Origin of the sequence: Gordonia sp. PP30 (assembly GCF_023100845.1) — a bacterium.
Taxonomy (GTDB): domain Bacteria; phylum Actinomycetota; class Actinomycetes; order Mycobacteriales; family Mycobacteriaceae; genus Gordonia.
Genome location: NZ_CP095864.1, coordinates 2,311,447 through 2,330,183 on the forward strand (window position 1 = coordinate 2,311,447; position 18,737 = coordinate 2,330,183).

Consider the following 18,737-nt stretch of genomic DNA (forward strand, 5'->3'; position numbering starts at 1 on the left):
CTACGCCGCGGAGGTCACCCGGTAGACGTCGTACACGCCTTCCACGTTGCGCACGACGTTCAGGACGTGCCCGAGATGCTTCGGGTCGCCCATCTCGAAGGTGAACTTGCTGACCGCGACGCGGTCGCGGGCGGTGTGCATGGTGGCCGACAGGATGTTGACGCGTTCGTCGGCCAGCGCCCGGGTGATGTCCGACAGCAGCCGGTGCCGGTCCAGGGCCTCCACCTGGATGGCGACCAGGAACACCGACGACGGGCTCGGCGCCCAGTGCACGGGCAGCAGCCGCTCGGACTGGGCGCGCAGGGCCGCCGCGTTGGTGCAGTCGTCGCGGTGGACGCTGACGCCGCCGCCGCGGGTGACGAAGCCGAGGATCGCGTCGCCGGGCACCGGGGTGCAGCATTTGGCGAGCTTCACCAGGATGTTGTCAACGCCCTCCACCTGGACGCCGCAGTCGGCGCTGGACGGCCGTGAACCCTGCGGCACGGTCGACGGGGTGGACCGCTCGGCGAGCTGCTCCTCGGCGCTCTCCACGCCGCCGAGCATGGTCACCAGCCGGTGCACCACGCGGCCCGCGGTCAGATTGTGCTCGCCGACCGCCGTGTACAGCGCATCGACGTCGGCGTAGCCGAGCTCCTTCGCGAGGGTGGTGACCGATTCGGCGGACAGCAGGCGCTGCAACGGCAGGCCGCCGCGGCGCACCTCCTTGACGATCGCCTCTTTGCCCGCCTCGAGCGCCTCTTCACGGCGTTCCTTGGCGAACCACTGCCGGATCTTGGCCTTGGCGCGCGGCGAGACGACGAAGTTCTGCCAGTCCTTGCTCGGGCCGGCCGTCTCGTCCTTGGAGGTGAAGACCTCCACCACCTCGCCGTTCTCCAGCGGCCGTTCGAGGGCCACCAGGCGGCCGTTCACCCGGGCGCCGATGCAGCGGTGCCCGACCTCGGTGTGCACCGCGTAGGCGAAGTCGACCGGCGTCGAGCCCGTCGGCAGGGTCACGACGTCACCCTTCGGGGTGAAGACGAAGATCTCCTTGACCGCGAGGTCGAACCGGAGCGATTCGAGGAACTCGCCGGGATCGGCGGCCTCCCGCTGCCAGTCGAGGAGCTGGCGCATCCACGCCATGTCGTCCACCTCGGCGACATCGGCGTTCTTGCGCCCCTTACCTTTCCGGCCCTCCTTGTACCGCCAGTGCGCGGCGATGCCGAACTCGGCGGTGCGGTGCATGTCGTGGGTGCGGATCTGCACTTCGAGCGGTTTGCCCTCGGGACCGATGACGGTGGTGTGCAGCGACTGGTACACGCCGAAGCTGGGCTGGGCGATGTAGTCCTTGAAGCGGCCGGCCATCGGATGCCACAGCGAGTGCACCACGCCGACGGCGGCGTAGCAGTCGCGCACCTCGTCGCACAGGATGCGCATGCCGACCAGGTCGTGGATGTCGTCGAAGTCGCGGCCCTTGACGATCATCTTCTGATAAATCGACCAGTAGTGCTTGGGCCGGCCCTCGACGGTCGCGGTGATCCGCGCCCCGGCGAGCGCGTTGTTCAGGTCGCTGCGTACTCGTTCCAGGTAGGTGTCCCGGCTGGGTGCGCGGTCGGCGACCAGCCGCACGATCTCCTCGTACCGTTTCGGGTGCAGGATCGCGAACGACAGGTCTTCGAGTTCCCACTTGACCGTCGCCATGCCCAGCCGGTGCGCCAGGGGCGCGATCACTTCGAGCGTCTCCCGGGCCTTGCGCGCCTGCTTCTCCGGCGGCAGGAACCGCATGGTGCGCATGTTGTGCAGCCGGTCGGCGACCTTGATCACCAGTACGCGCGGGTCGCGGGCCATAGCGATGATCATCTTGCGGATGGTCTCCGCCTCGGCGGCGCTGCCGAGCGCCACCTTGTCGAGCTTGGTGACGCCGTCGACGAGGTGCGCGACCTCGGTCCCGAAGTCGGATTCCAGCTGTTCCAGGGAGTAGCCGGTGTCTTCGACGGTGTCGTGCAGGAGCGCGGCGACCAGGGTGATGGTGTCCATGCCGAGATCGGCGAGGATGGTGGCGACCGCCAGCGGATGGGTGATGTAGGGGTCACCCGACTTGCGGAACTGCCCTTCGTGGTGGGTCGCGGCGACGTCGTACGCCCGCTGTAGGACGGCGACGTCGGCCTTCGGGTAGACCTCGCGGTGCAGCGTGGCGAGCGGTTCCAGGACCGGCTCGATCGGGCTGCGCGGACCGGCCGTGATGCGCCGGGCCAGGCGGGCCCGCACCCGCCGCGAACTCAGGGGCGGCGCACCTGTCTCATCGGGCCGGTGGCTGGTCTCGGCGTCGCTCATGTCACGAGCTTAGTCACGCGGCCGCTCAGTCGTGACAGAGGTTGTGCACACGGACCGACGAGCCGAGTCCGGCACCGATGACCGTCCGCCCGCCGCAGGCCGCGAGCTCCATGATCACCGCGAGATCGGCGACCTCGGCGCGCGCCTGCCGCAGCAGCCGGGCGGCGGCGACCAGCGTGCCGCCGGTGGCCAGCACGTCGTCGACGACGGCCACCCGGCGTCCGGCGAGCGCGATGCCCTCGGCCGGAACCTCGAGCCGCGCGCTGCCGTACTCGAGGTCGTAGTCGACGCCGATCACCGGCGGCGGCAGCTTGCCGCCCTTGCGCACCGCGACCACGCCGACGCCGAGTTCCCGCGCGACCGCGCCACCGAGGAGGAATCCCCGCGCGTCGATCCCGGCGATCAGTTCGGCGCCGTCGCAGCATTCGGCGAGCGCGGTGACCACGGCCGCCAGTCCGCCCGGGTCGGCGAGGACCGGGGTCAGGTCCTTGAAGGCGATCCCCGGGGACGGGAAGTCGTCGACCAGCCGGGCGTGCCGGTCGATCGCTTCGCGGGCGGTGAGCACCGCCGCTGACGCGTTCACTTGCGCACCCACCGATCCATGTTCCAGCCGGTGCCGGTGCGGGCCAGGCCCGGGATCACCTGCGCCGTCGACGTCGTGTGTTCGCGTGCGCGGACCGTGCCGAACAGCGGGATGGACGGCAGCGCGTCCCAGGCCGCGTTCTCGATGGTCCGCAGCAGCGGGAGCCGGGCACTGTCGCTCTGGGTGAGCGACAGGTCGGCGATCGCGCCGGTCGCCTGCGGATTGTTGAAGCCGGACAGGTCGAGCGGATCGCCGCCGAACAGCTGATAGACGTTCGGGAAGCCCGACGCGGTCCCCGCGGCGGCGAAGCCGGTGGCGCCGTTGGTCAGCAGCACGTCGACGCCGGAACCCAGTGCACCCGGGGTCAGGGCATCGGACGACGCGTCGACCACGGTGAGTCCGGCGGCGCCGCATTCGGCGATGATCGCGTCGGCGACGGCCTTGCCGACCGGATCGGGCGCGCGGTAGCCGAGCCGCACGGTGACCGGGGCGCGGCGGCCGTCGGCCCCGGCCGGACGGTCGTCGAGCAACTGCCGGGTGCGCCGTACGTCCGAGCGCGGATACCGGCGGGCGAACTGCTCGTTGAGGGCCGAGCCGAGCGGGTCGGACGGGGCCACGGTCCGCAGCGACCACACCAGGCCGTTGGCGCCGAAGCGCCGGGCCAGCGCGTCGCGCGGCACGCACGAGGCGAACGCGCGCCGCAGCGCCGGGTCGGCGAGGACGCCGCGGCCGGAGAGCACCAGCTGGGTCACCGAGAGCGACCGCGGGTCCTTCGCGGCCCGCCGGTTCTCGCCGCCGGTGTACTCGGTGGCGGCGCGGCCCATCATCACGTCGCCGGCCGCGAGATCGCCGGTGTCGGCCACCTCGACCTTGCCGTCGGCGACGGCCTTGTCGCCCGCGGTCCCGCGCGGCCACACGGTGATGTCGCGAGTCACCGGGGCGTCGCCCCACCACTTGTCGTTCGCGGTCAGCCGCAGGCCGCCGTCGACCGTGTATTCGCGGAGCTTGTAGGGACCGGCCGACGGGAAGTCCTTCTCGTCGATCACGGTGCCCGGCTTGAGGGCGAATCCGTTGTTCCAGACGTCGGCGATCTTCGCGATCGCCGCCTTGTCGCCCTTCTCGATGGCACCGACCAGGTCCGGCACCCCGGCCTTGCGGGCCACCACGTGCGCCGGCAGCAGCGCGCCGACACCGAACAGGGCCGGCCACTGCGCGTAGTCGCGGCCGCGCGCGAAGGTGACGGTCGCGGTCTTCTCCCCCGGCGTGCATTCGACGCCGGCGATGTCGCGGTAGCCGGCGTTGGTCGACGCCGCGAACCCGCGGAGCTTGCCGCCCATCGCGGCCGCGGCCAGCACCAGGTCGTCGCACTCCATCGGGTGCCCGTCGGAGTACTGCGCCTTGTCGGCGAAGGTGTACTGCAGCGTCAGCACGGGGCCGTCCTGCACCGTCACGGTGCCGATGTCGCGGTCGGCGACCACCTGCCCGTCCGGGCCGAGGTAACTGAAGCCGGGCAGCACGCGGGCCAGCGCCATGATCGCGCCGGAGGCGTCGCCGTCGACGGTGTTGACGTTGTATCCGTCGACGCTCGCGTCGATCAGATAGTCGATCTGATCCCGGTCTCCGCTGCCGCACGCGGTGAGCGTGACGGCCACGACCGCCGTGAGCCCGGCGGCCAGCGCGGAGACCAGGCGTCTCACGCCGCGCTCCGGGCGCGCCGGGCCAGCACCTTCGCGGTATGCGCCTTGACGTCGGCGCGTCGTTGCTTCAGCGTCACCAGCAGCGGCGAAGCCAGGAACACCGAGGAGTAGGTGCCCACGACGACGCCCACCAGCTGGATCAGCGCCAGGTCCTGGAGGGTGCCGACACCGAGCATCCAGACCGCGATCACCATCAGCGCGATGATCGGCAACACCGAGATCACCGTCGTGTTGATGGATCGCATCAGGGTCTGGTTCACCGCTAGGTTGGTCTGTTCGGCATAGGTGCGCCGCGAGGTCGCGAACACCCCGCGGGTGTTCTCCTCGACCTTGTCGAAGACCACCACCGTGTCGTAGACGGAGAAGCCGAGAATCGTGAGCAGACCGATGACGGTGGCCGGGGTCACCTCGAAGCCGACCAGCGAATAGATGCCCGCGGTGACGACGACGTCGAACACCAGCGAGGCCATCGAGGCGAGCGACATCTCCCGGTCGAACCGGATGGTGATGTAGAAGAACACCACCACCAGGAACACGACCAGCGCGATCACCATCTTCCGGGTGATCTCCTTGCCCCAGGTGCTGCTCACGTCCGAGCTGGAGACGTCGGACGCCTTCAGCTGCTCGGGGAACGCGGCGGCCAGCCCCGCGGTGACCGCGGCGGTCTGCGACTGGTCGAGGTGCTGGGTCCGGACCTGGATGGTCTTGGCCGCGCCGCTGCCGGCGGTCTGCACCTGATGCGGGTCGAAGCCGAGCGACTCCGAGACGTTCTTCTCGACGGCGGAGGTGGTGACGCCGGCCTTGGCCGGCAGCGAGATCTGGGTGCCGCCCTCGAAATCGATACCGAGGGTGAACCCGCGGAAGATCATCGAGAGGACGCAGATCGCCAGGATGAGGCCCGAGATCAGGTACCACATCTTGCGCTTGCCGACGATGTCGAAGGCGCCGGTGCCGCTGTACAGGCGGGAGAAGAAGCCCTTGCTCGCATCGGCCCGGTAGTCGGCGTCGTCCCACTGCGTGGTCGGCGAGGTGTCGATCACCTCGGTCGTCTCCGGCTCGGTGGTCCCGGTCCCGGGACGCTTCGCGTGCGTCACTGCACCGTCTCCTTCTGCTGGCGGGCGGCGGCGCGTCGCCGTTGTTTGGCGACCTCACTGACCGCGCCGAGGCCGTTGACGCTCGGACGCGACAGGAACTCCGACCGGGTCGCGAGTTCGACCAGCGGATGGGTCACCAGGAACACGATCACCACGTCGAGGATGGTCGTGAGACCCAGGGTGAACGCGAAGCCCCGGACCTCGCCGACGGCCAGCACGTAGATCACGACCGAGGCGATGAAGCTCACCGCGTTACCGGTCCAGATGGTGCGGCGGGCGCTGGCCCAGCCGCGCGGCACGGCCGAGCGGAAGCTCCGGCCCTCGCGCATCTCGTCCTTGATGCGCTCGAAGTAGACGACGAACGAGTCCGCCGTCATGCCGATGCCGATGATCAGACCGGCCATGCCCGCTAGGTCGAGGGTGAACCCGATCCAGCGGCCGAGCAACACGATCACGCCGTAGACCATCAGGCCGGCCAGGACCAGTGAGCCGGCCGCCAGGAAGCCCAGCATCCGGTAGTAGGCCAGCGAGTAGAGCAGCACCGCGATCAGGCCGATGAGACCCGCGATCAGGGCCGCGCGCAGCGCCTGCCAGCCCAGCGTCGCCGAGACCGACTGGGCCTCGGACGCCGAGAACGACAGCGGCAGCGAACCGTACTTCAGGGCGTTGGCCAGCGAATTGGCCTCCTCCTGCGTGAAGCTGCCGCTGATCTCCGTGCCACCGAGGATCTGCGAGTTGATGACGGCCGCGGAGATCACCCGGCTGTCCAGGGTCACCGCGGTCTGCTTGCCGACGTTCTTGCCGGTGTAGTCGACCCAGGTCTTCTTGCCCGCACCCTTGTAGTCGACGTTGACCACCCACTGCCCGGACTGGTTCTGTCCGGACGAGGCCTTGGCCACGTCCCGGCCGTCGATGATCATCGGGGCCAGCAGGTACACCGCGTCCCCCTTCTCACCGCAGGACACCAGGTACTGCTTGGGGTCGTCGTGCCCGACCAGCGGGTCGTTGGCCTCCGGGGAGCAGTCGACCTTGGCCATCTCCTCGCGCAGCTGCTGGATCTGCGCGTCGGTGGCGTTCGCCGGCGCCTGCCGGGCCTTGCGGGCCGCGGCGATCGCGGCGGCCTGCTGCTCGGCGGTCTGCTCGGCCAGCGGCGGGGCCGGCGGTGTCTTCTGCGGCACCGCCTGGGCCGTGTCGATCACCGGGCGGATGTACAGCCGCGCGGTCTGGCCGAGCGCGCGGGCCTGCTTGCCGTCGTCGCCGGGCACGGTGATGACGATATTGCTGCCCTGCACCACCACCTCGGAGCCGCTGACGCCGATGCCGTTGACGCGCTGCTCGATGATGTTGCGGGCGATCTCGAGCTGGCTGCTCTTCGGGTCGGAGCCGTCATCGGTGCGGGCGGTCAGCACCACGCGGGTGCCGCCCTGCAGGTCGATGCCGAGTTTCGGTTCGGGTTTGCCGCCGCCGGTGAAGAAGATCAGCGCGTAGATCACGCCGAGCAGCACCAGGAACACCGTCAGCGGCTGCCACGGCGGAACGCCGCGGCGCGCCATGGTCCGGCGCGGACGTGGGGAGGGATTGCTCACGGGCGGAAAGCCTACTTGTCCTTCGCGGTGGCGTCGTCGCCCGACGGCGGCGCGTCGTCGTTCTCGGCGTCGTGAGTTGCGATCTCGGTGAACTCGTCGTCGATGGTCTCCTGCTCATCCGCGGTATCCGTGTCGGCATCGTCGGCGTGTTCGGTGAGGACGTCGCGGATCGCGAGCCGGTTCCAGGTGGTCACGACACCCGGGGCGATCTCGATCTCGACGGTCTCCCCGCCGTGATCGGCGGCCACGGTGCCGTACAGACCGCAGCTCAGCTGCACGCGAGCGCCGGGCACCGCCTGCGCCTTGAGTTCGGCCTGCGCGGCCTGGCGCTTCTTGTTGTTCCGGAAGCTGATGAACATGAAGGCCACCAGCAGCGCGAGCATGAGGGGCAGAAAGAGTCGATCCATGGCGTCCATAGTGCCAGGTGCATCCCCATTGCTCCCCGCCGCGGGGTCGGCCGGAGCTACCTGCGGGTCACCTCGCTCGCGGAGACCCGCAGCGGCATCGCTCCCGACCGCAGGTCAGCGGCCAGAGCGTGCGCCTGCTCACGGGTGAAGTCGCCGCTGATCTCGGTAGCGCCGTGGATCGGCGCACGGATGACGGGCGCCGAGAGCACCGAGCCGTCCAGCGTGAACGCGGCCTGCTCACCGACGTGCCGGGCGGTGTAGTCGGCCCACTCCAGCGCGGTTTCCACGGGGAATTCGATGGTCACCACCCACTCACCGGCACCGTTCTGGCTCGCCGAGGCCGCGGCGACCGGGCCGCCCCCGAAGATCGCGGGGGCCAGCAGATACACCGCCTGCTCCCGCGTATCGCAGGTGACCAAGTAGTCGCGCGGGTCGTCGTGGCCGGCCAGCGGGTCATAGGCCAGCGCCGAGCAGTGAAGACGCGTCATCTCCTCGCGCAGTCGCTGCAACTGCGCGGCGTTCGCCGTCGCCGGCGCCTGGCGGGCTGCGCGCGCGGCCTCGCTCGTGGTTGTCTGTGACGCCGTTGTCTGCGGGCCCGTTGTCTGCGGGGCCGGCTGTGCGACGACGGGGGCAGAGTCCCGGACCGGGCGGATGTAGAGCGCGGACGGTGCCGCAAGCATCCGCACCGCGGGCGCGTCGAGGCCGGCGACCGTGTATTCCATGCGGGCAGGCGATCCGGCGACCGTCACCACGTCGGTCACCCGGCCGCCGCGCGTCGCGCGTTCCTCGATCACCCGGCGAGTGGCGTCGAGTTGCTCATTCGACGGCGCTCCCCCGTCGTCGGTGGTCAGGGTCAGAGTCACCGCGTATCGCTCGCCACCGCTGTCACCGTCGCCGCGGACCAGCGTCACCGCCGCGATGACGATCGCCGCCACCACGATCGCCGCCGCCACGACCGCCCACCACAGCCGTCGGCGTGTACGGACGGGGGTGCCGTGAGCGACGGCCGCACGGCGCGGACCGGCCGGCGCCGCGGCCATCGTGGCCGCCGCGATGTTCGCGGTGGGCGCCGTCTCGGTGAGCGCCGGTCGCCTGGGTGCCGTCTGCGGAAGCTCCGGGGAGCCGGTCAGCGCCTCCGCGAGCGCGGCGCCGAATTCCCCGGTCGAGCCGTATCGGTGTGCGGGTTCCTTGGCGGTGGCACGGGCCAGTATGGCGTCGGCACCGGGCGGCAGATCAGGCCGGGCGGCGCGCACCGACGGCAGCGGCTCGGTGAGCTGGCGCCCGATCACGACGGCCGCGCTGCTGCCGGTGAACGGAGCTGCGCCGGTGAGCAGATGGTAGGCCGTGCAGGCCAGTGAGTACTGGTCACTCGCGCCGCCGACCTGGCGATCACTCAGTTGCTCGGGCGACGCGTAGGCGAGGGTGCCGACCGCCGTGCCGGTCGCCGTCAATCCGGTCACGGCCGAGGTCGCCTCGGAATACGCGATCCCGAAGTCGGTCAGGTGCACGTCCCCGTCCCGGGACAGCAGGATATTGGCGGGCTTCACGTCCCGGTGCACCAGACCGCGGGCGTGGGCCCGATCGAGAGCGTCGCCGATGGTCATGACGATCGACGCCACCGTCGCGGCCGGCAGCGGGCCGCTCGCACGGACTCGCGCGTCGAGGTCGTCGCCGTCGATGTACTCCATCGCGATCCAGAGGCGGCCGTCGGTCTCTCCCCGGTCGTGCACATGGACGATCGCCGGGTGTGTGAGGGACGACGCCAGTTCCGCCTCACGCAGGAACCGGGCCCGGAATCCCGGGTCGGCCACCGACTGCGGGGCCAGGACCTTGAGCGCATCGTGGCGGGGCAGCCGCGGGTGCGCGACGAGGTACACCTCCCCCATGCCACCGGCGCCGAGCAGCCGGACGACCCGGTAGCCGGCGAACATCTCACCCGATCGCAACGGTTCCACGGGAGTGAGCATACGGCGCACCCCAGCCGCAAGCCCGTCACATCCCGTCGTCGAAGAGGGTGTCCTCCCGGGCGCGGACGCCCAGTGTCTGGTTCAGGGCGCCGGCCGGCGGGGTCAGACCGAGGTGCTGCCAGGCGGCGGCGGTGGCGACCCGGCCGCGCGGGGTGCGGGCGATCATCCCGGCGCGCACCAGGAAGGGTTCGCAGACCTCCTCGACGGTGGCCGGTTCCTCGCCGACGGCCACGGCCAGCGTCGACACCCCGACCGGTCCCCCGCCGAAGCCGCGGACCAGGGCGCCCAGGACGGCACGATCGAGCCGGTCCAGGCCCAGTCCGTCGACGTCGTACACGGCGAGTGCTGCGTGTGCAGCAGCCAGATCGACGGTGCCGTCGCTGCGGACCTCGGCGTAGTCGCGGACGCGGCGCAGCAGCCGGTTGGCGATGCGGGGGGTGCCGCGTGAGCGGCCGGCGACCTCGACGGCGGCCTCCGGTGCCAGCGGGATGCCGAGGATGGCCGCCGATCGGCGCAGGACCTGGACCAGTTCGGCGGTCTCGTAGAACTCCATGTGGGCGGTGAAACCGAAGCGGTCGCGCAGCGGGCCGGTGAGGGCGCCGGACCGGGTGGTGGCGCCGACCAGCGTGAAGGGCGCCACGTCGAGCGGGATGGAGGTGGCGCCGGGTCCCTTGCCGACGACGACGTCGACCCGGAAGTCCTCCATCGCCAGGTACAGCATCTCCTCGGCGGGCCGGGCGATGCGGTGGATCTCGTCGATGAAGAGGACGTCGCCTTCGACCAGGTTGGAAAGCATCGCGGCCAGGTCGCCGGCGCGTTCCAGCGCCGGGCCGGAGGTGATACGGATGGCCGCGCCCATCTCGGCGGCGATGATCATCGCGAGGGACGTCTTGCCCAGACCGGGCGGGCCGGAGAGCAGGATGTGGTCGGGCGTGCGGCCGCGGTTGCGGGCGGCGTGCAGCACCAGTTCCAGCTGTTCGCGGACCTTCGCCTGGCCGATGAAGTCGGCCAGCGTCTTGGGCCGCAGGCTGGCGTCGAGTTCGGAGTCGCCCGGAACGATCGACGGGGCGAGCAGTTCCTCGTCGCCGAAGTTCCCGTCGCCGAAGCCGCCGGTCATCGGCGGGGCCCGAGCCCGGCGAGTGCGGCCCGCAACGCCGTCTGCGAGTCCGCATCCGGTTGCCCGGCAAGGACTTTCGAGACGGCCTGCGCGGCGGCGTTCTCGGTGAAACCGAGGCCGACGAGGGCCTGCGTCACCTGGGCGCCGACTCCGGCCGCCGTGCCGGGCAGCGCGACGCCCGGATCGCCGGCGGGAGCGGCGACCTTGTCGCGCAGTTCCACCACCAGGCGTTCCGCGACGCGCTTGCCGATACCGGGCACCGCGGTCAGCGCCTTGACGTCGGAGTCGGCGAGCGCGCGGCGCAGCCGGTCGGGTTCCAGGACGGCGAGCGTGGCCATCGCGAGGCGCGGACCCACGCCGGTCACCGTCTGCAGCACGCCGAACAGCTCCCGCGCGTCGGGATCGGTGAAGCCGTACAGCGTCATCGAGTCCTCGCGCACGATCATCGCCGTCATCAGCCGGACCTGCTCGCCGCGGCGAAGAGTGGCCAGCGTCGGCGGTGTCGCCAGCACCCGGTAGCCGACGCCGGCGCATTCGACGACGGCGTGGTCGAGTGCGATGTCCACCACTTCACCGCGTACCGAGGAGATCACCGCGCCCCCGCCTTCCGTTGTGCCAGCTCCGCCTGGGCCTGCGCGAGCCTGCGGCGGTGCGCCTCCTGCGCCGCCCGCGCCTGCTCGGCCGCGGCCTCCATGCGCTCGTTGACCGGCCCGCGCCAGCAGTGGCAGATGGCCAGGGCCAGCGCGTCGGCCGCGTCGGCGGGCTTGGGTGCCTGCTGCATGCCGAGGATCCGGGTGACCATCATGGTGACCTGCGCCTTGTCGGCGCGGCCGGAACCGGTGACCGCGGCCTTGACCTCACTGGGCGTGTGGAACCGGACCGGGACCTCGCGCTGCGCCGCGGCCAGGGCCACCACCCCGGCGGCCTGGGCGGTGCCCATCGCCGTGCTGACCTGACGCTGCGCGAAGACCCGCTCCACCGCCACGACGTCCGGCGCGTGCGTGTCCATCCAGTGCTGCGCGGCGGCGTAGATCGCCATCAGGCGCTCCGGCAGTTCCATCGCCGCCGGGGTGCGGACCACGTCGACGTCGAGCGCGACGACGCTGCGCCCCGCGCCCGACTCGACCAGCGCGATACCGCACCGCGTCAGCCCGGGATCGACTCCCATCACACGCACCCGCGGCCACCTCTCGACCTGTTGCGAACAGTTGTTCGAGATTCTAGCGCATTCGGGTCAGTCGTTGTCGAGCTCGGCCAGGACCTCGTCGCTGATGTCGACGTTGCTGTACACGTCCTGCACGTCGTCGCAGTCCTCGAGGGCGTCGATCAGCTTCATCACCTTGCGGGCGCCGTCGGCGTCCACCGCGACCTCGACCGAGGCGCGGAAGTCGGGCTCGGCGGCGTCGTAGTCGATGCCTGCCTCCTGCAGCGCGGTGCGCACGGCGATCAGATCGGTCGGTTCGCAGACCACCTCGAAGCTCTCGCCCAGGTCGTTGACCTCCTCGGCACCGGCGTCGAGCACGGCCATCAGGACGTCGTCCTCGGTCTGGGTGCCCTTCTCCAGGGTCACCACGCCCTTGCGGGTGAACAGGTAGCTCACCGACCCGGGGTCGGCCATGTTGCCGCCGTTGCGGCTCATCGCGGTGCGCACCTCGGTGGCGGCGCGGTTGCGGTTGTCGGTGAGGCACTCGATGAGCAGGGCCACGCCGTTCGGGCCGTAGCCCTCGTAGGTGATGTTCTGCCAGTCCGCGCCGCCGGCCTCTTCGCCGCCACCGCGCTTGCGGGCGCGCTCGATGTTGTCGTTCGGGACCGACGACTTCTTCGCCTTCTGGATGGCGTCGTACAGCGTCGGGTTGCCGGCCGGGTCACCGCCGCCGGTGCGCGCGGCGACCTCGATGTTCTTGATCAGCTTGGCGAACATCTTGCCGCGCTTGGCGTCGATGGCCGCCTTCTTGTGCTTGGTGGTAGCCCATTTGGAGTGGCCGCTCATCAGGCTCTCCCTTCCTTGACGATGTCGACGAAGTACTGGTGGACCCGCAGATCCCCGGTGACCTCCGGATGGAAGGACGTGGCGATCACGTCCCGTTGCCGAACTGCGACGATACGCCCCGCCGCGGGGCCCTCCGGCACGGTGGCCAGGACTTGCACGTCCGGCCCGGCCGATTCGACCCACGGGGCCCGGATGAACACCGCCCGCAGCGGGTCGTCTCCGGGGCCGGTGATGCCGGTGAACTCGAGGTCGCACTCGAACGACTCCACCTGCCGCCCGAAGGCGTTGCGGCGCACCGCGATGTCGATACCGCCGAGGCCGCGGGCCAGCCGGTCGTCACCGCGCAGTTCGCTGCCCGCGCCGTGCGAACGGGTGTCGAGCACCTGCGAGGCGAGCATGATCATGCCCGCGCACGACCCGTAGGCGGGCAGTCCGCCGGCCAGCGCGTCCCGAAGCGGGTCACCGAGGCCGAAGACATCGAGCAGGCGGCTCATCGTCGTCGATTCGCCGCCCGGAATGACGATCCCGTCGACGGCGCGCAGTTCGCTCTCCCGCCGTACCGGGATCACCTCGGCGCCGCAGGCCCGCAGCGCCGCGGCATGCTCCCGGACGTCGCCCTGCAGTGCCAGCACACCGATCGTCGGCGTCACGAATCGCCCTTCTTCATGATCGAGACCTGGTCGGCGGGCACGTTGGTGCGGGTGAGCCCCTCCTGGGTCACCGCCGCCACCATCCGGCCCGACGGGTCGAAGATCCGGCCCTGCGTCAGCGACCGGCCGCCACCCGCCGACGGCGAGGTCTGGTCGTAGAGCAGCCAGTCGTCCGTGCGGAACGGCCGCAGGAACCACATCGCGTGATCGAGCGACGCGGTCTGCGCGGGAGTGCTCGGGTGCGGCACCGCGGCGGAGCTGAGCAGCGTCATGTCGCTCATGTAGGCGAGCGTGCAGACGTGCAGGAGCTGATCGTCGGGCAGCGGATCGCGGTGCCGGAACCACACCCGCTGCTGGGCCGCGAAGAAGCCGTTGACCTGGAGCTTTTCTCGCGGAACGATCCGCACGTCGAACTTCTCCCACTCCTGGTAGAGCGAGCGGACCGTCTCGTCGGGGTCGTCCTTGCGGTCGGGCAGCGATTCGGGATCGCCGGCCGACGGCATGGTGTCCTGGTGCTGCGGCCCCTCGTCGCCGGTCACGTGGAAGGACGCCGACATCGAGAAGATCGCCTCGCCGTTCTGCACGCCGGTCACCCGCCGCGTCACGAACGACCGCCCGTCGCGGATCCGGTCGACCAGGAAGATCGCCGGCTGATCGGACTTCCCGGGCCGCAGGAAGTAGCCGTGCAGAGAGTGGACCTCGAACTCCGGCGAGACGGTCTTGGTGGCGGCGACCAGCGCCTGCCCGGCCACCTGGCCGCCGAAGGTGCGGCGCAGCACGCTCGGAAACACTCCGCCGCGATAGATGTCGTTGTCGATCCGCTCGATGGCTAGGATCTCTTCGATACTCGGCACAGGAGGAATTATCGCACCCCGGCCGCGGCCGATCGGGGCCGGTACGTTGGAGCCCATGACCTCCGACACGGGTTCCACACTGTCCACCGGTCTGCGCGAGGTGCTGGACGGCCGCTGGGCGGCCACCCGCGACATCGTCCGGCGGCACATCGAGGACGAACACCTGGTTCCCCTCGACGGTCTGTCCCTCGCCGAGTACCGCGAGCGGATGCTCGGCCTGATGGCGGCGATGGTGCCGCTCGGCTTCCCGGCGCAGGGCTTCCCGAGCACCGACGGGCCGGGCGATCCGGGGGCCGCGGTCACCGCGATCGAGACCCTGGGCTACGGCGATCTGTCGCTGATGGTCAAGGCCGGCGTCCAGTGGGGCCTGTTCGGCGGTGCGATCGAGAACCTCGGCACGCAGCGCCACCACGACGAGTACCGGCAGCGCCTGATCGACCTCGACGTCCTCGGGTGTTTCGCGATGACCGAGACCGGGCACGGCTCCAACGTGCAGGCGCTGGAGACCACGGCCACCTATCTGCCGGAGTCCGGCGAGTTCGAGATCCATTCGCCGACGCCGTCGTCACGCAAGGACTACATCGGCGGCGCGGCCCTGCACGCGCGGTACGCTGCGGTCTTCGCGCAGCTGATCACCGGCGGTCCCGGCGAGGAACCGGCCGGGCGCGGGGTGCACTGCTTCGTAGTCCCGCTGCGCGACGACGAGGGCGCCGATCTGCCCGGCGTCACCACCTCGGACTGCGGCTACAAGGGCGGGCTGCCCGGCGTCGACAACGGCCGGATCCTGTTCGATCACGTCCGCGTCCCGCGCACCGCGCTGCTCAACCGCTACGCCGACGTCGACGCGGACGGCACCTATTCGAGTCCGATCGAGTCGGACAACCGGCGCTTCTTCACCATGCTCGGCACCCTGATCCGCGGGCGCGTCACCGTCGGCGCGTCCGGCGGCGCGGCCGGGCGGCTGGCCCTGACCCTCGCCGTGAAATACGCGCTGCGGCGGCGGCAGTTCGCCGGACCCGGCGACGACGGTGAACTGCTTCTGCTCGACTACCGCGCCCACCAGCGTCGCCTGCTGCCCCTCGTCGCCCGGGCCTATGCGTTCGCCCTGGCCCAGAACGAGGTGACCGAGGAACTCCACGAACTGCAGGTCCGGCCGGCCGACGAGGCCGACCCGGACGCGGTGCGGCGGCTGGAGGCCAAGGCCGCGGCGATCAAGGCCGGACACACCTCGCTGGCGTCGACGGCCGGCATCGAGGCCCGGACCGCGTGCGGCGGCGCCGGGTACATGGCCGAGAACCGGCTGCCGCTGATCCGCGACGACCTCGACGTGTTCACCACCTTCGAGGGCGACAACCTCGTTCTCACCCAACTGGCCGCCAAGCAGTTGCTGACCGACTACGCCGCCGACATCGACCACCTCGACGCCGCAGGCTGGGTGCGGTTCGTCGCCTCGATGGCGCGAGATGTCGCGCTGGAGAAGACCGGTGCGCGGCAGCTGGTGCAGACCGTCCGCGACGACTCCGACGAGGCCCCCGAGGACAGCGACCTGAGTCACTATTCGGCGCAGCTCGCGCTGTTCACCGGGCGCGAGGATCATCTGGTGCGCACCGCGGCGGCGCGCCTGCGCCGGGCTTCCGACGACGACGCCGACGCCTTCGAGGTGTTCACCTCCACCCAGGACCACCTGATCAAGGCCGGTTCGGCGCACATCGAGCGGATCGCGCTGGAGAGCATGCAGGCCGCCCTCGCCGGGCTGCCGAAGGACTCCCCGGTCCGCGACACCCTCGAGACGGTGCGCGACCTGTTCGTCTACTCCGCGCTGGAAGCGGACCTGGGCTGGTTCCTGATGCACCGCTTCGTGTCGGTCGAGCGTGCCAAGGCCATCCGCCGCGGCGTCAACGACCTCTGCGCCCGCCTCCGCCCGGTCGCCGGCGACCTGGTCGATGCCTTCGGCGTCCCCGCCGTCGCCCTGGACGTCCCGATGCTGACCAGCGACGCCGCGACCGCCCCATGACGGTCGAGGTCTCGGCTCCGCTCGACCCACTGCTCAGTCGAGACCACCGACCTGGACGCAGTGATCTCGACTTCGCTCGATCAGCCTGGCTATTCGGCGACGCGGACCAGGACGACCGTCACGTTGTCGTGGCCACCACTGATGTTCGCGCACTCCACCAGGGCCTCGGCGGCCTCCTCGAGCGAATCCGTCTCGGTGACGGCGGCGAGGATCTCGTCGTCGGTCAGTTCGCCGTTGAGGCCGTCGGAGCAGAGCAGCACGATGTCGCCCGGCACGGCCGGGAAGGCGAAGTAGTCCGCACGCGGGGTGGCCATTCCGGCACCGAGCGCCCGGGTGATGACGTTGCGGCGCGGATCGACCCGCGCCTGCGCCGGGGTGAGGAAACCGCCGTCGACCAGTTCCTGCACCTGCGAGTGGTCGACGCTGACCGGCTTGATCCGGCCACCGCTGATCAGATAGGTGCGCGAATCGCCGATGTTGAAGGCCACCCAGTGCGGGGCGTCGTGCTCGACGGCCAGCACCACGCCGGTCGCCGTGGTGCCCGCCCGGCGGGCGGTCTCCGCGTCGAGACCGCCGATCCGGTCCTGTGCCTCGACGAGGAGACCTTCCAGCGCGCCGGAGGTCTGCGCGAGAGATACCCCGACCGGGGCGGACGCGAGCGTCTGCAGCGCCGCCTCGCTGGCGAGCTCACCGCTCTCGTGCCCGCCCATGCCGTCGGCCAGGAGGTAGCGGCCCGGCAGTGCGAGCGCGGCGTCCTCGTTGGCCGGGCGGATGCTGCCGACGTGACAGGCCACCGCCCAGTCCAGACGCAGGCCCGCGGCCTCGTCGAGGCCCGTGGCAGCGACGTCCCGCAGGATCACCGGCTCGCTCATCTCGTCTCCTCTTCGCTTCGCGGCCGCCCGGCGCCCGCGGATCACCAGCCGCGTTCGGCCAGGCGGTGCGGCTGCGGGATCTCGTCGACGTTGATGCCGACCATCGCCTCGCCGAGCCCGCGCGAGACCTGAGCCAGCACGTCGGGGTCGTCGTGGAAGGTGGTCGCCTTGACGATCGCCGCCGCGCGCTGTGCCGGATTGCCGGATTTGAAGATACCCGACCCGACGAACACGCCCTCGGCGCCGAGCTGCATCATCATCGCCGCGTCGGCCGGGGTGGCGATACCGCCCGCGGTGAACAGGGTCACCGGCAGCTTGCCCTCGCGGGCCACCTCGGCGACCAGCTCGTACGGCGCCTGCAGTTCCTTGGCGGCGACGTACAGTTCGTCCTCCGGCAGCGAGCCGAGCCAGCGGATCTGATCGCGCAGCTTGCGCATGTGGGTGGTGGCGTTGGAGACGTCGCCGGTGCCGGCCTCACCCTTGGAGCGGATCATCGCCGCGCCCTCGGTGATGCGGCGCAGCGCCTCGCCGAGATTGGTGGCACCGCAGACGAAGGGCACGGTGAACGCCCACTTGTCGATGTGGTTGCTGTAGTCGGCGGGGGTCAGGACCTCCGACTCGTCGATGTAGTCGACGCCGAGACTCTGCAGGATCTGCGCCTCGACGAAGTGCCCGATGCGGGCCTTCGCCATGACCGGGATCGAGACGGCCTCGATGATGCCGTCGATCATGTCCGGGTCGCTCATCCGCGAGACGCCGCCCTGGGCGCGGATGTCGGCGGGCACGCGCTCGAGGGCCATGACCGCGACGGCACCGGCGTCCTCGGCGATCTTGGCCTGCTCGGGCGTCACCACGTCCATGATCACGCCGCCCTTGAGCATCTCGGCCATTCCGCGCTTGACGCGCGCGGTGCCGGTAGCGGGGATGTTCGTGGTCTCGCTGGTCACTCGGTTGCTCCTGATGTTCGGAAAAGTCGTCACCTGGTTCGGAGAGCCATGGTCTCCGGTGTGGAACCAGTATTCCCGATGACGGTCCGGGCCGCGCAGACCGGGTCGCCGGAAACCTGGTGCGGTTCAGTCCGGGGCGACACGCTCGCTGATCTCCAGGAACTCCGGGAGCGTCGCATGACCGCCCAGGTGCAGAATCCGCACCATCCGCCGGGAGCCGAGGGTGCGCGCGTCGCGCACCGAATCGTTGTAGAACCGGCGGGCGATACTGACGCGGGCCTGTGCGTCGGCCAGCTCGGCGGTGAGCGCGGCCGGACGATCCACCGGATCGGTCTGTGCGAGCACCGTGGCCAGGTGATTCTCGGCGGCCTCGCGGTCGGCGGGCTCGGCGTGTTCGGCGGCGTCGGCGGCGCCGGCCAGGACGGCGGCGACCGCCGGATCGGCCGTCGAGGCGGCGATCGCCCGGGCCACCACGGCACGGCGGTCCAGCGCCGCGAACACCGACGCGCGGGCCAGATCCACCCGGATGTTGAGGCGATTGAGACGCGTCGCCCGGGTCGCCGCCAGGATCGCCAGCCAGATCACCGCGGCGGCGGCCACCACGATCACGACGGCCGTCAGCCAGTCTGCCGCGTCCATTCCTCTCCCC

Annotated in this window: 17 protein-coding genes; 1 reads left to right on the top strand and 16 read right to left on the bottom strand. The window is 70.8% G+C overall.

Annotation, left to right across the window (positions count from 1 at the left end; all coding sequences use genetic code 11):
- Genes MYK68_RS10610 through MYK68_RS10670 form a run of 13 tightly spaced genes read right to left on the bottom strand, consistent with a single transcriptional unit; the run spans window position 1 to window position 14,255 of the window.
- Window positions 1-2,310 (bottom strand): RelA/SpoT family protein, encoded by a 2,310-nt coding sequence (locus tag MYK68_RS10610; protein WP_247863615.1) that lies wholly within the window; start codon window positions 2,308-2,310, stop codon window positions 1-3.
- Window positions 2,311-2,335: 25 nt separating this feature from the next.
- Complete coding sequence (locus MYK68_RS10615; protein ID WP_247863616.1) at window positions 2,336-2,893, bottom strand: adenine phosphoribosyltransferase; 558 nt, start codon at window positions 2,891-2,893, stop codon at window positions 2,336-2,338.
- Window positions 2,890-4,590 (bottom strand): ABC transporter substrate-binding protein, encoded by a 1,701-nt coding sequence (locus MYK68_RS10620; protein WP_247863617.1) that lies wholly within the window; start codon window positions 4,588-4,590, stop codon window positions 2,890-2,892. Before MYK68_RS10620 ends, MYK68_RS10615 begins: the two co-directional genes overlap by 4 nt.
- Window positions 4,587-5,684, bottom strand: a complete 1,098-nt coding sequence (gene secF, locus MYK68_RS10625) for a protein translocase subunit SecF (RefSeq protein WP_371307776.1) — start codon at window positions 5,682-5,684, stop codon at window positions 4,587-4,589. Before secF ends, MYK68_RS10620 begins: the two co-directional genes overlap by 4 nt.
- Window positions 5,681-7,237: a protein translocase subunit SecD gene (gene secD, locus MYK68_RS10630; protein WP_247868016.1), complete on the bottom strand. Its 1,557-nt coding sequence runs from the start codon at window positions 7,235-7,237 to the stop codon at window positions 5,681-5,683. The genes secF and secD overlap by 4 nt, the downstream gene beginning before the upstream one ends.
- Window positions 7,238-7,281: 44 nt before the next feature.
- A complete protein-coding gene (yajC, locus tag MYK68_RS10635; protein WP_247863618.1) occupies window positions 7,282-7,677 on the bottom strand; it encodes a preprotein translocase subunit YajC in 396 nt (131 codons plus the stop codon).
- A 56-nt stretch (window positions 7,678-7,733) separates the two neighbouring features.
- The gene (locus MYK68_RS10640; RefSeq protein WP_247863619.1) at window positions 7,734-9,632 is read right to left on the bottom strand and encodes a serine/threonine-protein kinase; all 1,899 of its coding nucleotides are present in this window, start codon (window positions 9,630-9,632) and stop codon (window positions 7,734-7,736) included.
- A gap of 37 nt (window positions 9,633-9,669) precedes the next feature.
- Window positions 9,670-10,761: a Holliday junction branch migration DNA helicase RuvB gene (ruvB, locus tag MYK68_RS10645; RefSeq protein ID WP_247863620.1), complete on the bottom strand. Its 1,092-nt coding sequence runs from the start codon at window positions 10,759-10,761 to the stop codon at window positions 9,670-9,672.
- Complete coding sequence (gene ruvA / locus MYK68_RS10650; protein WP_247863621.1) at window positions 10,758-11,354, bottom strand: Holliday junction branch migration protein RuvA; 597 nt, start codon at window positions 11,352-11,354, stop codon at window positions 10,758-10,760. The genes ruvB and ruvA overlap by 4 nt, the downstream gene beginning before the upstream one ends.
- Window positions 11,351-11,938: a crossover junction endodeoxyribonuclease RuvC gene (ruvC, locus tag MYK68_RS10655; RefSeq protein ID WP_247863622.1), complete on the bottom strand. Its 588-nt coding sequence runs from the start codon at window positions 11,936-11,938 to the stop codon at window positions 11,351-11,353. The genes ruvA and ruvC overlap by 4 nt, the downstream gene beginning before the upstream one ends.
- Window positions 11,939-11,995: 57 nt before the next feature.
- Entirely contained in the window at window positions 11,996-12,751 is a 756-nt protein-coding gene (locus MYK68_RS10660) for a YebC/PmpR family DNA-binding transcriptional regulator (protein WP_247863623.1), read from the bottom strand.
- Window positions 12,751-13,401 (bottom strand): pyridoxal 5'-phosphate synthase glutaminase subunit PdxT, encoded by a 651-nt coding sequence (gene pdxT, locus MYK68_RS10665; protein ID WP_247863624.1) that lies wholly within the window; start codon window positions 13,399-13,401, stop codon window positions 12,751-12,753. Before pdxT ends, MYK68_RS10660 begins: the two co-directional genes overlap by 1 nt.
- The gene (locus MYK68_RS10670) at window positions 13,398-14,255 is read right to left on the bottom strand and encodes an acyl-CoA thioesterase (RefSeq protein ID WP_247863625.1); all 858 of its coding nucleotides are present in this window, start codon (window positions 14,253-14,255) and stop codon (window positions 13,398-13,400) included. The genes pdxT and MYK68_RS10670 overlap by 4 nt, the downstream gene beginning before the upstream one ends.
- Before the next feature lie 55 nt (window positions 14,256-14,310).
- Here MYK68_RS10670 and MYK68_RS10675 point away from each other — a divergent pair, with 55 nt between their 5' ends.
- Window positions 14,311-16,269, top strand: coding sequence for an acyl-CoA dehydrogenase family protein (locus MYK68_RS10675; protein ID WP_247863626.1), 1,959 nt, complete (start codon window positions 14,311-14,313; stop codon window positions 16,267-16,269).
- Window positions 16,270-16,358: 89 nt separating this feature from the next.
- Here MYK68_RS10675 and MYK68_RS10680 read toward each other — a convergent pair whose 3' ends face one another.
- From MYK68_RS10680 to MYK68_RS10690, 3 genes are all read right to left on the bottom strand, one after another.
- Window positions 16,359-17,141 (bottom strand): PP2C family protein-serine/threonine phosphatase, encoded by a 783-nt coding sequence (locus tag MYK68_RS10680; protein ID WP_247863627.1) that lies wholly within the window; start codon window positions 17,139-17,141, stop codon window positions 16,359-16,361.
- Between the two features lie 41 nt (window positions 17,142-17,182).
- Window positions 17,183-18,031 (bottom strand): pyridoxal 5'-phosphate synthase lyase subunit PdxS, encoded by an 849-nt coding sequence (gene pdxS, locus MYK68_RS10685; protein WP_502798330.1) that lies wholly within the window; start codon window positions 18,029-18,031, stop codon window positions 17,183-17,185.
- Between the two features lie 183 nt (window positions 18,032-18,214).
- Window positions 18,215-18,727: a LemA family protein gene (locus tag MYK68_RS10690; RefSeq protein ID WP_247863628.1), complete on the bottom strand. Its 513-nt coding sequence runs from the start codon at window positions 18,725-18,727 to the stop codon at window positions 18,215-18,217.
- Window positions 18,728-18,737 lie beyond the last annotated feature (10 nt).

Bases quoted from the DNA above. Each gene is read 5' to 3' on its own strand.
- yajC (WP_247863618.1), bottom strand. From the start codon at position 7,677: ATGGATCGACTCTTTCTGCCCCTCATGCTCGCGCTGCTGGTGGCCTTC.
- secD (WP_247868016.1), bottom strand. From the start codon at position 7,237: ATGGCGCGCCGCGGCGTTCCGCCGTGGCAGCCGCTGACGGTGTTCCTG.
- MYK68_RS10690 (WP_247863628.1), bottom strand. From the start codon at position 18,727: ATGGACGCGGCAGACTGGCTGACGGCCGTCGTGATCGTGGTGGCCGCC.
- MYK68_RS10660 (WP_247863623.1), bottom strand. From the start codon at position 12,751: ATGAGCGGCCACTCCAAATGGGCTACCACCAAGCACAAGAAGGCGGCC.
- MYK68_RS10610 (WP_247863615.1), bottom strand. From the start codon at position 2,310: ATGAGCGACGCCGAGACCAGCCACCGGCCCGATGAGACAGGTGCGCCG.
- MYK68_RS10675 (WP_247863626.1), top strand. From the start codon at position 14,311: ATGACCTCCGACACGGGTTCCACACTGTCCACCGGTCTGCGCGAGGTG.
- MYK68_RS10680 (WP_247863627.1), bottom strand. From the start codon at position 17,141: ATGAGCGAGCCGGTGATCCTGCGGGACGTCGCTGCCACGGGCCTCGAC.
- ruvB (WP_247863620.1), bottom strand. From the start codon at position 10,761: ATGACCGGCGGCTTCGGCGACGGGAACTTCGGCGACGAGGAACTGCTC.
- pdxS (WP_502798330.1), bottom strand. From the start codon at position 18,031: ATGGCCGAGATGCTCAAGGGCGGCGTGATCATGGACGTGGTGACGCCC.